This window comes from Streptomyces albidus (ex Kaewkla and Franco 2022) (genome assembly GCF_013870515.1).
Taxonomy (GTDB): domain Bacteria; phylum Actinomycetota; class Actinomycetes; order Streptomycetales; family Streptomycetaceae; genus Streptomyces; species Streptomyces albidus.
On sequence record NZ_JACBXA010000150.1, the window covers coordinates 1 to 14,665 of the forward strand.

Sequence of the window (14,665 nt, forward strand, 5' to 3'; positions counted from 1 at the left end):
GTCGTCGCACCCGTAGCGGCGGTGCGAAGGCGACACAGCAGGGGACGGCCACCCCCGACAGCTGAGCGGCGACCGGCCCACGGGCCGACCCGGCACGACCAGGCGCCGCTGAGCGCATCGAGGCCCGGCACCCTTCGGATGACTCCGGGGGCACCGGGCCTCGGCGCTGCGCGGATGCCGTCCAGGAGGTCCGGACGCGGGCCAGACGGTAGCGTCCTGGCATGAGCAAGCCCCCGTTCCTCGTGTTGCCCTCCACGGCTCGCGCGTACCGACTGCGCACCGCACGGGGCGAGTTCGCCGTGCACGATGCCGGCGAACCCCGTCTCGGCACGGCGCTCCTGGTGCCCGGGTTCACAGGCAGCAAGGAGGACTTCATCGCTCTGCTGGACCCTCTGGCAGACGCGGGATACAGGGTCCTGGCCGTCGACGGACGCGGGCAGTACGAGTCGGACGGGCCGCGCAACGAGTCCGCCTACGCGCAGAACGAGCTCGCTCAGGACCTGCTGGCCGTGACGGAGGCGCTCCGCGGGGATTCCGGCTCCTCCCCCGGCACCAAGGTGCATCTGCTGGGCCACTCGCTCGGTGGTCTCATCTCGCGCGCGGCGGTGATGCGTGACGCCGGTCCCTTCGCGTCACTCACCTTGATGAGCAGCGGTCCGGCTGCTGTCTCCGCCGGCCAACAGCACCGTCTGAAGCTGCTGTTGGGCGCGTTGCCGGTGATGGAGATGGAGGAGATCTGGCAGGCCATGCTCGAACTGGATCCCGTCGAGGCGGCGGACGAGCACACGCCGCCCGAGGTGGCCGACTTCCTGCACAGACGCTGGATGGCACACGTCCCTGAACAACTCTCGGCGACCGCACAGCAGTTGATCGCGGAGCCCGACCGGGTCGCCGAACTCGCCGACGCCGTCGCGGATGTGGGGTCGGGCGGATCGCCCCTTCCCCTGCACGTGCTGTCCGGCTCCGTGGACTACGCCTGGCCCGTACCCCTGCTGGACGAGATGGCGCGGCGTCTGGGGGCCGCACGCACCGTCGTGGAGGGCACGGGGCACTCTCCCAACGCCGAGGACCCCCGGGAGACGGCCCGCGCGCTCACGAGCTTCTGGGACGCCGCGACGAGCTGACGTCCAGACGGTGCAGTGGACCGGTCGGCGTCAGGCGCCCGAGATGAACTGCCTGACGCCGTTGGCTATCTGCTGCACCGCGATCGCCGACAGGAGCATGCCCGACAGGCGCGTCACGAGCACCACACCGCCGTCCTTGATGATCCGGATGATCAGCAGCGAGTAGCGCATCACCAGCCACAGCGCCACGTGGATGGCGAGGATCGCCACCCACACCGAGACCTGGCCGCCGACGCCGTCCGCGCGCTGCACGGCCAGGATGACGGAGACGATGGCCCCCGGGCCCGCCAGCAGCGGCATGCCCAGCGGTACGAGCGCGGCGTTGACGTCCTTCGTCTGGGAGGGCTCATCGGCCTTGCCGGTCAGCAGGTCCAGGGCGACTAGCAGGAGCAGCAGACCGCCGGCGACCATCAGCGCCGGCACGGAGACGTGCAGATAGTCGAGGATCTGCTGGCCGCACAGTCCGAAGACGGCGATGACGCCGAACGCCACAGCCGTCGCCTGCATCGCCATCCTGCGCTGCACTTTGACCGGGCGGCCGGAGGTCAGCGCCAGGAAGATCGGTGTGATGCCTGGCGGGTCCATGATCACGAAAAGGGTGATGAAGACGGACCCGAAGAGCGCGAAGTCGAACACGGCGTTGCCTTGCTGGGAGGCCCGGACGGCGAGCGGCCGGGTGGGGACAGGGACACGGGACGGCAGGAGCGGCGTGGGACGGCCGGCCGTCGCGGCGAGGAGCGGGAACCGCCGGGCGGGGCGGCGTCAGCGCTCCGAAGGGCCGGTGACCGGCGCCGCACCCGAGGCACGGGCCGCGATCTCGGCGTAGACCTCGGGCGCCGTGGTGTGTTCGCCGAGACGGCAGTCCTTGCGGCTGCCGTGGTAGTCGCTGGAGCCGGTGGCCAGCAGCCCGAGGTCGGCGGCGAGGCCGTGCAGACGGGCGCGGGTGGCCTCGTCGTGGTCCATGTGGTCGGCCTCCACCCCGTCGAGCCCCGCGGCCGCGAGATCCGCGACGGCGCTCTCCGGCACGCACTGCCCCCGCTTCGCGGCGAGGGGGTGTGCGAAGACGGCCACTCCCCCGGCTCCCTTGATCAGCCGCAGCGCGTCGAAGGGGTCGAGTTCGTGCTTCTCGACGTACACGCGGCCGTCGTTCGTGAGCCAGCCCTGAGTGAAGGCGTCCGAGACGCTCTCGACGACGCCTGCCTCGACCATCGCGGTCGCGATGTGGGGCCTGCCGACAGCACCGTCCCCCGCGATCTCCGCGACGCGCTCCCACGTCACGGGGACCCCCAGGTCGCGCAGCTTGCGCACCATCCCCTGGGCGCGCGGCACGCGGTCGTCCCGTACGAGCTCGCGCTCGCGGGCGAGTTCGGGCTCCTCGGGGTCGAAGAGGTACGCCAGCATGTGCAGGCTGATGCCGCCCAGCCGGCAGGAGAGTTCCGCGCCCGTGACGAGCGTGAGCCCGGACGGCAGCGCGCGCAGGGCGGCGGCGTATCCGGAGACGGTGTCGTGGTCCGTGAGGGCGACGACGTCGAGGCCCGCCGCGGAGGCGTTGCGGACCAGCTCGGCGGGGGTGTCGGTGCCGTCCGACGCGGTGGAGTGGGTGTGCAGGTCGATGCGCACGGGACAGGCTCCAGCCAAGGACGGGGACGGACGGCGCGGGGGTGCTCTCAGGATAACCGTCTGCGGTGGTGCGCCAGGGACGGGCCCGAGGGGCCACCGACCTCTGGTCGAATCTCACCGCAGACCTCTGGTCGAATCTCACCGCAGACCTCTGGTCGAATCTCACTGCAGACCTCTGGTCGCAGGACACAGGGGCCCTCTGGCGGCAGGGCTCCGGGGGGCGCTCTCCGTACCTCACCGGGAGCCCCCCCGACCGTCAGGAGAGGATGCGCGACGAGAGCGTGCCGCACGGCAGCAGGTCGACCTCGGCGCCGGCGTCACGAAGGTCGGTGAGCACGAGTTCGTCGTACAGGAGCAGCCCGGACTGCTCCGGCCAGACGATCGCCCAGAGCCACAGGCCTCGTGCCTCACCCGCGAAGACCGCACGGTCGCTGGCCGCGCCGCCCACGTGCCACATGGGTGTGGGCCGTCCCGCGGCCAGCACCTTGACGGGCGGAGGCTTGTCGACGCACATTCCCGGACCGGGGTCGGGACCGTCGACGCCTGCGTAGCGCGCTCCGAGCCCCACGCCCAACTCCTCGGCGACGAGGATGAGTTCGCCCGTACCCCCGAGGGGGCCCGGCCCCGAACACGCGACGGCCGTCGCCCGTCCGCCGCTTCTGTCGTCACCGGCGCAGGCCACGCCTGAGAACAGCCAGCCCACCGGCAGAGGCCACGGCATCCACACGGGAACCTTCGTGCGGCCGACGGCCACGGCGAGAGATTCGACGCTCGGGGGGACGACAGGCTGGAGCGGGTGCACCGTGCCGTGCAGATCGCACTGCCAGGAGTCCGCGAAGAGTCCGGGCGCCCGTACCCGGCCACCGCACTTCGGGCAACTGGGTTCGCCCCTCATGGAGCACAACGGTCCTCCCCGGCCGCGTCCGCGTCAAGGATCATCTACCCGAAGTTGGCCGAAGACCGACGTTGTGCCCACGGGTCACGAGGCGCGGACGCGGTCTTCACCCCGCACTCGGAACGGCTGGTATCAGTCGGTCAACGGAACGCCGCCGCGAAGTGGATCACGCAGATCCGTGCCGTGCCGCAGCCAGCGTTCCTCCAGCGCGGCCGCCCCCCGCGCACGCTTCCACGCGGCCTCGTTGGCGGTCATGGGCAGCAGCGGGAGAAAACGCACGGGGTCGAGAGGTGCCTCGAGCTCCAAGTCCTCGACCAGACCGCCCGGTTCGGCGACGAGTACGGACGTGAACTGCGCACCGGGCCACAACGGCTCACCGACGTCGAGGGAAGCACCCGGCGCCACGACGACCCCCTCGACCTGGGGGGAGGCGGCGAGCACGGCGAGCGGTCGCAGCACCTGGTCGGTCTCGGCGGCCCCGAGGCGTACGGACAGGAGCAGTTCGGCGCGGGGGCCCAGCTCAGGGTCTGCGAGAACCGCAGCGGGGTCGGTCATGGGAGCGGCGGACATCCCGAGCGTGGCGTACCGCACGATGCCGCCCTCGCCTGCGGCGTCGGCCTCCAGGAAGCGCAGCACCTCGATGCGCTCGGTACCGAGGAAGGTCACCGACGCTCGGGCGTCAGGCTCACCGAACGCCGAACGGAGCCGTGCCTCCACAAGTTTCGATACGTCAGCCATGGCGTGAGGATAATCGCGTAAGGACGAGGCAAAGAGACGCCCCCGCCCGGCCCGAACGGGCACGGCACCCCTCAGGCGGTGTTACCTTGGCTGCTGGTCAGGCATGCGAACCGTCCCCCACGGGGGACCGGCCGGAGGAGGTGGGACTGACATGGATCCGAGTCGACCGTGCAGTACCAACTGCTCTTCCGTCACGACCTCGCGTCCCCACTCCTGAGCGCCCTACTCCCCAGCATTTCTGCTGCTGAAACCCCCACACGGGGAACCAGTTCGCCGGGGATTCTCCGCCGGGTTCCGCGCGATGGAAGAGCGCCCGAGCTTCGCTCCATCCCGTCCGACTGCGAACCAGTGAACGCCGTCAGGCCGGTCCCGAGCGGTACCCGATTTGCAGACCTCCGGATCCTGCACAGCAGGGACGTAGGCCCACATTCCGGGTAGCGCTCCGCCGGACGACGGCTGGCATCCATGAGGAGCCCGGCATGTCGATGATCCGAGACCTGCGCGCCGCCGTACGCCCGTCCCTGCGCAAGGGAGGCCGTTCGGCACACCCCTACGAGAGCACCCGCACAGACGGCGCAGGCACAGCCGTCGTGGACTGCGCCGTCTACCGCGACGGACTGCGCGTCAGTGCCCACCACAGCCCCGACGAGGCGCTGCGCCGCGTCCGCGCGAGCGGAGGGCGCGAGTTCGTGTGGATCGGTCTGCACGAGCCGACCGAGCAGGAGTTCTCCGGCATCGCCACCGACTACGGGCTGCACCCGCTGGCCGTCGAGGACGCGGTCCACGCGCACCAGCGGCCGAAGCTGGAGCGGTACGACGACAGCGTGTTCACCGTCTTCAAGACGATCCACTACGTGGAGCACGCCGAACTCACCGCCACCAGCGAGGTGGTGGAGACCGGCGAGGTGATGTGCTTCACCGGCCGGGACTACATCATCACCGTGCGGCACGGCGGGCAGGGCTCGCTGCGCGCGCTGCGGCACCGCATGGAGGACGACGCGGAACTGCTCTCCAAGGGCCCCTCGGTGGTGCTGCACGCGATCGCCGACCAGACCGTCGACGGATATCTCGCGGTGGCCGACGCCGTGCAGGACGACATCGACGAGGTCGAGATCGAGGTCTTCTCCAACACCGCGGGCAAGGGCCGGCGCGGCGGCGACGCCGGGCGCATCTACCAGCTCAAGCGCGAGGTGCTGGAGTTCAAGCGGGCGGTCTCTCCGCTGCTGCGCCCCATGCAACTCGTCAGCGAGCGGCCGATGCAGGTGATCGACCCGGAGATCCAGAAGTACTTCCGCGACGTGGCGGACCACCTGACCCGGGTGAACGAGCAGGTGCTCGCCTTCGACGACCTGCTCAACTCGATCCTGCAGGCCAACCTCGCGCAGGCGACCGTGGCGCAGAACGAGGACATGCGCAAGATCACTTCGTGGGCCGCGATCTTCGCCGTGCCCACGATGATCGCGGGCATCTACGGGATGAACTTCGACTACATGCCTGAACTGCACTGGAAATACGGCTATCCGACGGTGATGGGAGTCACGGCGGCCATCTGTGTCGCCATCTACCGCGGCTTCAAGCGGAACGGCTGGCTCTGAGCGACGTCGTCAGCCGTCGTTGTTGACCCGTCGTGTTGACGGTTCGGGACCGGGCCGTCCGCTAGGTGCGCGGCCCGGTCCGTGCGTTCCCGGTAGCCTGCGGGCATGACGCTGCTCGATCAGGCCCTCATCGAGGAGGCCAGCAAGAAGTCCGGTCTCATCTGGGTGCGCGGGCCGGAAGGCCCCGCACGGTCGCTGTGGCACGTCTGGCACGACGGTGCCGTCTGCCTCGTCGGCGGCGGCCCGCTCGAACAGCCCCTGGACGGCCTGGGGTTGACGGACGGCGGCAGCGCGACCGTCACCGTGCGCAGCAAGGACAAGGGCGGGCGCCTCGTGGTCTGGCCCGCGCGCGTCGTCGAGTTGGCGCCCCGTGGCGAACGATGGGAAGCGACAGTCGGAGAGTTGAAGGGCAAGCGGCTGAACGCGCCCGACTTCCAGACCGTCGCCGACCGTTGGGCGCGTGACTGCCGGGTGCTGCGTCTGGAGCCTGCGGGTGCGCCCGTACAGCAGCCGGGTTCGATGCCGGACGACTCCCTCGCGGCGGCCCCGCTGCCGACCCAGGCGACCACGCGACGCCGGATCCCCGCCGGGCTGCCCAAGCTGCTCTTCCGCAGGCGTCGCGCGGCGGATTCCTGAGCTCTGGCGACCGCTCGCGGCCGGGCGGCGGGCGCCGGGACCTTGGTGAAGTGGGCGAGGCGCACGCGTCGTGCGCCCGGTCCGCTCAGCTCCTGGCCGCGGCGATCTTCCTGCCGTAGTCGACGACCTGCTTCTTGTTCGGCGCCCGCAGCGCGAAGTCCTTGTTCCACTCGGCGAGTTCGAGCGTGCCGGCGCCGCCGCCGCGTTCCACGCGCATCGGGTACGGCTTGCCGATCAGCGAGACGTCGACGATGCCGCCGCCTCCCTCACCGGCCTGGACGCGGACGGTTCTGACACCGCCGACCTCACCCCGGTCACCGATCTCGCGCTTGCCGTTCATCGCCAGCAGGCCGTCCAGCAGCAGGCGCATGTCGGCGAAGCCGCTGAGCTGCTTGTACGCGGGGTCCCCGGACGGCACCACGACGTACTTCCCGTCCAGCTTGCCCGCTGCCCGCACGTCCGACTTGGACGGCTCCTTGCCGCCCTTCTCCTGACGGGCCCAGAAGTCGGCGTCCGCCTTGAGGAAGAGGTCCTTGCCGACCTTCAGCAGGGCGAACGTGGAGTTGCCCTTGGAGACCTTGCCCGTGGCGCCGTCGCGCTTGAGACGCATGTTCAGGCGGTAGTTCACGCCCTTGCTGACGACGTTTCCGGAGAGCTTGACCGAACCCGCCTTCTCCGCGGCTGCACGGGCCTTCTTCTCGACGCGGGTCGCGGAGAGCTTGCCGACCCCGTTGGTGCCCTCGTCCGGATCCCCTGCGCATGCGCTGAGCGCCGCTGTGAGTCCCGCGCACACAACCCCTACCAGGGCCGTGCTCCGTCGTGTGCGGGCACGTCCAACCACGTCGGCAACCTCCTGGAGATCGGGCCGGGGACCGCACCTTACCCGGACCCGTACCCAAGGGCGGACGGCAGCCGTCCGGACCATCCCGCACGGTCTCACAAGGGCCCGCCAGGCTAGGCTGAAACAGGCAAAGGGTGCGTAAGCGCCGGAGCGTACTGACGACGAGGAGGGCCGACGGATGGCCGCAGGCTCCTCACGGGTCTTCGTCTCGCACCTCGCCGGCATCGCCGTCTTCGATCCCAACGGCGATCAGGTCGGCCGGGTACGCGACGTCGTCGTCATGCTGCGGGACCAGCCCGGCTCCGACGGGGACCGGCCGGGCCGCGAGCGTCCTCCCAGCGTGCTGGGGCTGGTGGTCGAAGTGGTCAGCAGGCGGCGGGTGTTCCTTCCCATGACGCGCGTGACGGGTGTGGAGTCCGGCCAGGTCATCACCACGGGCGTGGTGAACATGCGCCGCTTCGAACAGCGCCCTGCGGAAACGTTGGTGCTGGGCGAGCTCCTGGACCGCCGTGTGACCTTGGTGGAGACGGATGAGCAGGCCGCCGTCCTGGACGTGGCGATCCAGCAGCTGCCGGGGCGACGCGACTGGCAGATCGACAAGGTGTTCGTCCGGCGGACGCCGCGGGGCAAGGGCGGGGCGCTCAGGCGGCGGGGCGAAACCCTGACCGTGGAGTGGTCCGCCGTCACGGGGTTCGCCCTGGAGGAGAAGGAGCAGGGCGCGGCCACTCTGCTGGCGACCTTCGAGCGCATGCGCCCGGCCGACATCGCGAACACCCTGCACCACCTGTCCGCCAAGCGCCGCGTGGAGGTCGCCGCCGCGCTCGACGACGACCGGCTGGCGGACGTGCTGGAGGAGCTCCCCGAGGACGACCAGGTCGAGATCCTCGACGAGCTGCGCGACGAGCGCGCCGCCGACGTACTGGAGGCGATGGACCCGGACGACGCCGCGGACCTGCTCTCGGAACTGGCCGAGCAGGACAAGGAGCGCCTGCTCCAGCTGATGCGGCCCCAGGACGCGGCACCCGTGCGGCGGCTGCTGTCGTACGAGGAGGGCACGGCCGGCAACATGATGACGACGGAGCCCATCGTGCTCCAGCCGGACGACACCGTCGCGCTCGCGCTCGCGCGGGTCCGCAACGCGGACCTGTCGGCGCCGCTGGCGGCTCAGGTCTTCGTGTGCCGTCCCCCGGACGAGACCCCGACGGGGAAGTACCTGGGGGTCGTGCACTTCCAGCGACTGCTGCGCGACCCGCCCTTCACCCTCGTCGGTTCCATCGTCGACACTGATCTGCGCCCGCTGCCGCCGGAGACCACGCTGCCGTCGGTGAGCAGCTACCTGGCGACGTACAACATCGTGGCGGCGCCGGTCGTCGACGACGGCGGCCATCTGCTGGGCGCGGTCACCGTCGACGACGTGCTGGACCAGCTGCTGCCCGACGACTGGCGCGACGACGCCGCACGCGAGCTGTCGGATTCGGGCGGACGGGACGCGGAGGGGGGCATTCGGCATGGCGGCTGAACGGGACCGGGAGCGTGACCGGAACAGGCTCAGGCTCAGGGACAAGGACAGGGACAGGGACAGGGACCGGGACCGCGACTGGGAGCGGGAGCGGGAACGGAGCTCACGCGGACGCCTGGACGTCCCGCGCGCACCGAGGCGCAGATTCCTCCCGGAGTACGACCCGGAAGCCTTCGGACGGCTGTCCGAGGAGATCGCGCGCCTCCTCGGCACCGGCCGGTTCATCGTCTGGATGACCTTCGTGGTCGCGGTCTGGATCGCCTGGAACGTGCTGCTCCCGGAGGCGCTGCGCTTCGACGAGTACCCGTTCATCCTCCTGACCCTCGCCCTGTCGCTCCAGGCGTCGTACGCGGCACCCCTGATCCTGCTCGCACAGAACCGTCAGGACGACCGTGACCGGGTCAATCTCGAGCAGGACCGCAAGCAGAACGAGCGGAGCATCGCCGACACGGAGTTCCTGACCCGCGAGATCGCCTCGCTGCGCATGGGGCTCGGGGAGGTCGCGACCCGCGACTGGATCCGCTCCGAACTGCAGGAACTGGTCAAGGAACTGGAGCACCCCCGGCAGCAGGTCCCCGATTCCGCCGGGACCGGGACCCGGGTGGGGCCCCACAACCGGACGTGACGAACCCCGCCACCCCGCGCCTTCGGGTGACGGACGGGGCGGCCGTACCATTTCCGCATGGCTACCGACACTCCCCCGGGGTCCGTCCGGGAAGGATCCTCGACGTCCTCCCCCACCGAGGACGCAGTTCGCGCCGCCCTGGCGACCGTGAACGACCCGGAGATCCACCGGCCGATCACGGACCTCGGCATGGTCAAGTCCGTCGACATCGCGTCCGACGGCGCGGTCGACGTCGTGATCTATCTGACGGTCTCCGGCTGTCCGATGCGCGAGACCATCACCACCAACGTGACGGAGGCCGTCCAGGGCGTCGAAGGCGTCACACGCGTCGGCGTCGAGCTCGACGTGATGAGCGACGAGCAACGCCGCGAGCTCGCCTCCTCACTGCGCGGCGGCAAGGCCGAGCGTGAGGTCCCCTTCGCGCAGCCCGGGTCGCTGACCCGCGTGTACTGCGTGGCTTCGGGCAAGGGCGGCGTGGGCAAGTCCTCCGTGACCGTGAACCTGGCGGCGGCACTGGCGGCCGAGGGCCAGAAGGTCGGCGTGGTCGACGCCGACATCTACGGCCACTCCGTGCCCCGGATGCTGGGCACCGACAGCCGCCCGACGCAGGTCGAAGACATGATCATGCCGCCCTCCGCCCACGGCGTGAAGGTCATCTCGATCGGCATGTTCACACCGGGCAACGCCCCGGTGGTCTGGCGCGGCCCGATGCTCCACCGCGCCCTCCAGCAGTTCCTGGCCGACGTCTTCTGGGGCGACCTGGACGTGCTGCTGCTCGACCTGCCGCCCGGCACCGGCGACATCGCGATCTCCGTCGCCCAGCTGGTACCCAACGCCGAGATCCTCGTCGTCACCACCCCGCAGCAGGCGGCGGCCGAGGTCGCCGAGCGGGCCGGCTCCATCGCCGTACAGACGCACCAGAAGATCGTCGGCGTCATCGAGAACATGTCGGGCATGCCCTGCCCGCACTGCGACGAGATGGTCGACGTCTTCGGCACGGGCGGTGGCCAGCGCGTCGCCGAGGGCCTGACGAAGACGACCGGCGCCGAGGTGCCCGTGCTCGGGGCCATCCCGATCGACCTCCGCCTGCGGGAAGGCGGCGACGAGGGCAAGCCGGTGGTTCTCACCGACCCCGACTCGCCTGCGGGTGCCGCCCTGCGGTCGGTGGCCGACAAGCTCAGCGCGAGGCAGCGCGGCCTGTCCGGGATGTCTCTGGGGCTCACTCCGAGCAACAAGTTCTGACGCGGTACGCCGGTACGTGCCGCAGCGCGCACGTACGGCCCGTGCCGCCGCGGCACGCATGAAGGGACGCCCTCGGCGGAGGGCGTCCCTTTTCGTCTGCGCTTCTCAGAGGTGAGAGCTGCGGGCCGGTGGCCTCTCTCCCGCGCTCACTGCTCGTAGCTGTTGATGTCCTTGACCACGGCGAAACCGAGGCCGTAGGCGCTCATTCCGCGACCGTACGCGCCGATGTGGACGCCTTCCTGCGCGGCGCCCGCCAGCACCCAGCCGTACTCGGACTCGCGGTAGTGGAAGTCTGTGGGGACGCCGTCGACCGGCAGGGTCAGCGTGGTCCATCCCTCTCCCCCCAGGTCGTCGGCGAGCTCCCATGCCACGACGGTCTGCTGGTCGAGCCAGTCCTGCCGCAGCCCCCGTTCCATCTCCTGAGGCCATGTGCACGACAGCAGCCCGGAACCGGCGAGCCACGCGGCGGTGGAAACCGACGTCGCCTCCAGAACTCCTGTGCCGTCAGCGCTGCGCCGCACAGGACGGCTCGCCACCGTCACAGTGACCGCGAAGCGCTGATTGTCGGGGTTCGCCTCCACCTTGAGTGAGGGCACCTCGCCATGACCTGTCGACCCGTGCTCCACATTGCCGTCCGCTGCTGCCCCGACCTGCATCAGCCAGCGCGGTCCGGTGAAGGCCTCGTCGAGGCCGTACCACGGAAATGAAGCCGTCAAGAACCCGTCCACAGCCCGCTCGGCACCGGATTCCTCCGGTGCGGCGGGCCCGGGTTCCCCGGCCACCCGTCTCCTCGTCTCCATCTGCGCGAAGCCTCCTCATTGCCCTGTGCCACGGGCAGCCTGCCCCCCTCGGACGGCGAACCCCGGACACTGGGAGGATAGCCACCCCGGTGCACGGTTTCGGGCATGACCAAACATCACACCGACATCGGGGACGTGAGATGCGCCTCTCAGGTGACGCCGGTGAGGCAGATGGTCCGGCAGTGCGCGGAGTGGTCCGAGGGCCTCAGGTGGCGTCGGCGTCGAACGGCGGCGGCTCGTCCTTCGGACCGTTCTCGGTCCGGTCCTTGGTCAGCGGATCCGACGTCGCCACACCGCTCGACTCGCCCTTGCGCAGGTTCGCCCGGCTGCCGCTGCTCCTGCTGCCGCTCGTGCTCTCGGTGCCGTTCACGGCGTCGGTGACCTCTGCCATGTCCTTGCGGAGGTCGAAGCCGTTGCGGATCTCCTTGATGCCGAGATCGTCGTCGTCGAGCAGGTGCTTGCGCGCGAAGTTCTTGGGGTTCAGATCCTCGAACTCGAAGTCCTTGAACTCCGGGCCGAGCTCGGAACGGATGTCTTCCTTGGCGTTGTCCGAGAACTGGCGCACCTTGCGGATGAAGCCCGAAACGTCCTGGATCACCTTGGGCAGCTTCTCCGGCCCGAAGATGAGGACAGCGAGGATGACGAGCGCGACCAGCTCTAGGGGTCCTATGTCGAAGAACACCTTGCAGCTCCCTCATCCCTGATGCGTTCACGGGCGGTACGGCCCGCTATCACGGTACCCGCAGTGCCGGGCAGGACGGGAGCCCGCCTCGGCATCCGCAGGAGGTCACTCGTCGTCATTCGCCGAGCCGAGCTTCAGCCGGACCGAGCGGTCGTCGCCGTCCCGGCGGAGCTTCAGGTCGAGGACCTCGTCCGGCCTGTGACTGCGCACCTTCACGATCAGCTCCTCGGCGCTGTGCACCCGCGTGCCGTCGACCGCGGTGATGACGTCGCCAGGCTTGATGCCCGCCTTGTCGCCCGGACCGCCGCGCTTGACGGGCTCGCCGCCCCGTACGCCGGATCCTTCGACGCGGGCGCCGTCGCCCCCGTAGGCCAGGTCCAGTTGGACGCCGATGACCGGATGCGTGGCCCGGCCCTTGTTGATCAGTTCTTCGGCGACGCGTTTGCCCTGGTTGACCGGTATGGCGAAGCCGAGGCCGATGCTGCCGCCCTCGCTGCCTCCCGGGAGCCCCGAGCCGTTGTCGGCCGCCTTGATGGCGCTGTTGATGCCGACGACCCTGCCCTGGCTGTCGACGAGCGGGCCGCCGGAGTTGCCGGGGTTGATGGGGGCGTCGGTCTGGAGGGCGTCGACGAAGCTCGTGTCGGCGCTCTCCGGGCCGCCACCGGCGGTGATGGGGCGGTGCGTCGCGCTGACGATGCCGTAGGTGACCGTCCCTTCGAGGTCGAACGGCGCTCCGATCGCGACGACCGGATCTCCGATCCTCGTCGAGTCGGAGTTGCCCAGCGGCAGCGGGTCGAGCCGTGAGACGCCTGAGACCTTGACGACGGCGAGGTCGTAGCCCGAGTCCGTACCGACCACCTCGCCCTTCGTCGACTGGCCGTCGTGGAAGGTGACCTCCACCGGGCCCCCGTCGCCTGCCGCGTCGACGACGTGGTTGTTCGTGAGGATGTGGCCGCGCTCGTCGAGAACGAATCCCGTACCCGTGGCCTCACCTCCGCCACCGCTCACATGCAGCGTGACCACGCCCGGGAGCGCCTGAGCGGCGATGCCCGCGATGCTGCCCGGTGCGCGGCGGGCCTTGTCGGCGGGCGCCTGCGGCAACTCGATCCCGCCGGTGGCTCCGTCCCTTTCGAGGTACGCGCCCACGAGGCCGCCCACGCCGCCCGAGACCAGGGCCAGTGCGATCGCACCGGCGACCAGGCGGCCCCTTCGGCCTTTCCGCGGGCCGGTGGTGCCGTACGCCGAGTCATGGGCGGGCGCGGGAGCCCAGGGGTCGTAACGCAGCCAGGGCGAGGGCGCGTGAGGCTGCGGTGGGGCCTCGTGAGGCGGCGGGCCCGGATCGGGGTGTGCACGGGGCGCGGGCACGGCGGCGGGAGCGAGACCGTGGGTGCTCTGTGCCGACGTGGCCGACGTGACTGCCTGTGCGGACTCGTTCGTGCTGTTCGCCGCTGCAGGAGTCTGAGGCGGGGACGGAGTCGAGTTCGGGGCCGGTGGAATCCGGACGCCCTGCGCCGGCGTCGCCGAAGGGTGCTGGACGAGCGGGGCCGGCGCCCAGGGGCCTGGGCCGCCGTACGGCGGCGTGCTGTACGGATCGACTCCGTGCAACGGTTCGGCCTTGGGCTGTGCCGCCTCGTCGGAACCGGACGGGCTCCCGGTCTCCGCTTGCCCGGAAGGCGCAGCAGCCGCTGCGGGGAATGCGGTTTCCGCCCCCGGCGGGTCCGTTGACGCGTCCGGGGACGGCGGGACGGGCGTTGCGGAGGACGGGGATTGAGCGCCGCGTGCGTATCTGCGTGGACGACTCCACCACTTCGGGTGCGGCCCCGCGGACTTCCCCTCGTCCATGCTCTCCCCCGGTGTTCGTTTCTGAAGAGCAATTCACCCTCGCCCCACCGGAATTCAATCAGGTCCGGTGGAGCGGGCGCAGCGAAGCCCGGGCGTCAGCCGCGCGGCGGTGCGGCCGTGGCGACGGGGGAAGGAGCGGGTGCGTTCTCCGCGGAACCGCCGCCGGAAACGCCGCCCATCGGCGTACCCGCATAGGAGTCATCGCCGTAGGAGTTGTAGGTGACCGAGGGCAGCGCGGAACCTGTCAGCGGCGAAGCGAACAGAGCGTCGCGCAGGAGCGGATAGATCATGTCGACCTGCTCCTGAGCCCCGGTGGGCGTGGAAGGTGCCGCCCACGGAGCGCCGCGATGGAAAGCGGAGTCGCGGCCCGCCTTCACTGACGCACCGGTGGCGTCTGCGGCCGCACTCACGCTCAGAACACCACCGCTCCGCTCGGAGCGGGCTCCGACGGAATCCCTGCGGCGGCGGTCGCGTTCGGCGCCGGCCGCGGACGTCGCCGAACGGGC

General features: G+C 70.6%; 15 protein-coding genes. 6 read left to right on the forward strand and 9 right to left on the reverse strand.

Translation table 11 applies throughout. The annotated features are described in order from the left end of the window. The first annotated feature begins 221 nt into the window (after positions 1–221). The gene (locus tag H5J26_RS20310) at positions 222–1,124 is read left to right on the forward strand and encodes an alpha/beta fold hydrolase (RefSeq protein ID WP_181767342.1); all 903 of its coding nucleotides are present in this window, start codon (positions 222–224) and stop codon (positions 1,122–1,124) included. A gap of 30 nt (positions 1,125–1,154) precedes the next feature. Here the strand turns inward: H5J26_RS20310 and H5J26_RS20315 are convergent, their stop codons facing one another. The 4 genes from H5J26_RS20315 to H5J26_RS20330 all read right to left on the reverse strand — a co-directional run bounded on the left by H5J26_RS20315 (position 1,155) and on the right by H5J26_RS20330 (position 4,377). Beyond that, the gene (locus H5J26_RS20315) at positions 1,155–1,760 is read right to left on the reverse strand and encodes a MarC family protein (protein ID WP_181767343.1); all 606 of its coding nucleotides are present in this window, start codon (positions 1,758–1,760) and stop codon (positions 1,155–1,157) included. Positions 1,761–1,886: 126 nt separating this feature from the next. After that, positions 1,887–2,744: a PHP domain-containing protein gene (locus H5J26_RS20320; RefSeq protein WP_181767344.1), complete on the reverse strand. Its 858-nt coding sequence runs from the start codon at positions 2,742–2,744 to the stop codon at positions 1,887–1,889. Between the two features lie 256 nt (positions 2,745–3,000). Next, positions 3,001–3,639, reverse strand: a complete 639-nt coding sequence (locus H5J26_RS20325) for a DUF6758 family protein (RefSeq protein ID WP_181767345.1) — start codon at positions 3,637–3,639, stop codon at positions 3,001–3,003. Between the two features lie 132 nt (positions 3,640–3,771). Further along, positions 3,772–4,377, reverse strand: a complete 606-nt coding sequence (locus tag H5J26_RS20330) for a suppressor of fused domain protein (RefSeq protein WP_181767346.1) — start codon at positions 4,375–4,377, stop codon at positions 3,772–3,774. Between the two features lie 479 nt (positions 4,378–4,856). Between H5J26_RS20330 and H5J26_RS20335 the strand changes: the two genes are divergently transcribed. Continuing rightward, complete coding sequence (locus H5J26_RS20335) at positions 4,857–5,972, forward strand: magnesium and cobalt transport protein CorA (RefSeq protein ID WP_181767347.1); 1,116 nt, start codon at positions 4,857–4,859, stop codon at positions 5,970–5,972. Positions 5,973–6,077: 105 nt separating this feature from the next. Next, entirely contained in the window at positions 6,078–6,608 is a 531-nt protein-coding gene (locus H5J26_RS20340) for a hypothetical protein (protein WP_181767348.1), read from the forward strand. An 85-nt stretch (positions 6,609–6,693) separates the two neighbouring features. Here the strand turns inward: H5J26_RS20340 and H5J26_RS20345 are convergent, their stop codons facing one another. Continuing rightward, on the reverse strand, positions 6,694–7,401 hold the full coding sequence (locus tag H5J26_RS20345) for a hypothetical protein (protein ID WP_309237995.1): 708 nt from the start codon (positions 7,399–7,401) through the stop codon (positions 6,694–6,696). A 226-nt stretch (positions 7,402–7,627) separates the two neighbouring features. Here H5J26_RS20345 and H5J26_RS20350 point away from each other — a divergent pair, with 226 nt between their 5' ends. The 3 genes from H5J26_RS20350 to H5J26_RS20360 are packed head-to-tail and all read left to right on the forward strand — an operon-like array spanning position 7,628 to position 10,835. After that, complete coding sequence (locus H5J26_RS20350) at positions 7,628–8,968, forward strand: magnesium transporter MgtE N-terminal domain-containing protein (protein WP_181767349.1); 1,341 nt, start codon at positions 7,628–7,630, stop codon at positions 8,966–8,968. Then, positions 8,958–9,593 (forward strand): DUF1003 domain-containing protein, encoded by a 636-nt coding sequence (locus H5J26_RS20355; RefSeq protein ID WP_181767350.1) that lies wholly within the window; start codon positions 8,958–8,960, stop codon positions 9,591–9,593. The genes H5J26_RS20350 and H5J26_RS20355 overlap by 11 nt, the downstream gene beginning before the upstream one ends. A 57-nt stretch (positions 9,594–9,650) precedes the next feature. Continuing rightward, positions 9,651–10,835 (forward strand): Mrp/NBP35 family ATP-binding protein, encoded by a 1,185-nt coding sequence (locus H5J26_RS20360; protein ID WP_181767351.1) that lies wholly within the window; start codon positions 9,651–9,653, stop codon positions 10,833–10,835. 146 nt (positions 10,836–10,981) lie between these two features. Here the strand turns inward: H5J26_RS20360 and H5J26_RS20365 are convergent, their stop codons facing one another. The 4 genes from H5J26_RS20365 to H5J26_RS20380 form a co-directional block, all read right to left on the reverse strand. Next, positions 10,982–11,635, reverse strand: a complete 654-nt coding sequence (locus tag H5J26_RS20365) for a hypothetical protein (RefSeq protein WP_181767352.1) — start codon at positions 11,633–11,635, stop codon at positions 10,982–10,984. A 205-nt stretch (positions 11,636–11,840) separates the two neighbouring features. Then, positions 11,841–12,317: a sec-independent translocase gene (locus tag H5J26_RS20370; RefSeq protein ID WP_181767353.1), complete on the reverse strand. Its 477-nt coding sequence runs from the start codon at positions 12,315–12,317 to the stop codon at positions 11,841–11,843. 105 nt (positions 12,318–12,422) lie between these two features. Beyond that, a complete protein-coding gene (locus tag H5J26_RS20375; RefSeq protein ID WP_309237996.1) occupies positions 12,423–13,682 on the reverse strand; it encodes a S1C family serine protease in 1,260 nt (419 codons plus the stop codon). Between the two features lie 572 nt (positions 13,683–14,254). Then, positions 14,255–14,665: hypothetical protein (locus tag H5J26_RS20380; protein WP_210771563.1), on the reverse strand; the 411-nt coding region annotated here is incomplete at its 5' end.

What these genes read in the sequence shown, in the direction of transcription:
- H5J26_RS20365 (WP_181767352.1), bottom strand. Translation starts at nt 11,635, where the DNA reads ATGGAGACGAGGAGACGGGTGGCCGGGGAACCCGGGCCCGCCGCACCG.
- H5J26_RS20330 (WP_181767346.1), bottom strand. Translation starts at nt 4,377, where the DNA reads ATGGCTGACGTATCGAAACTTGTGGAGGCACGGCTCCGTTCGGCGTTC.
- H5J26_RS20325 (WP_181767345.1), bottom strand. Translation starts at nt 3,639, where the DNA reads ATGAGGGGCGAACCCAGTTGCCCGAAGTGCGGTGGCCGGGTACGGGCG.
- H5J26_RS20340 (WP_181767348.1), top strand. Translation starts at nt 6,078, where the DNA reads ATGACGCTGCTCGATCAGGCCCTCATCGAGGAGGCCAGCAAGAAGTCC.
- H5J26_RS20360 (WP_181767351.1), top strand. Translation starts at nt 9,651, where the DNA reads ATGGCTACCGACACTCCCCCGGGGTCCGTCCGGGAAGGATCCTCGACG.
- H5J26_RS20350 (WP_181767349.1), top strand. Translation starts at nt 7,628, where the DNA reads ATGGCCGCAGGCTCCTCACGGGTCTTCGTCTCGCACCTCGCCGGCATC.
- H5J26_RS20355 (WP_181767350.1), top strand. Translation starts at nt 8,958, where the DNA reads ATGGCGGCTGAACGGGACCGGGAGCGTGACCGGAACAGGCTCAGGCTC.
- H5J26_RS20335 (WP_181767347.1), top strand. Translation starts at nt 4,857, where the DNA reads ATGTCGATGATCCGAGACCTGCGCGCCGCCGTACGCCCGTCCCTGCGC.
- H5J26_RS20310 (WP_181767342.1), top strand. Translation starts at nt 222, where the DNA reads ATGAGCAAGCCCCCGTTCCTCGTGTTGCCCTCCACGGCTCGCGCGTAC.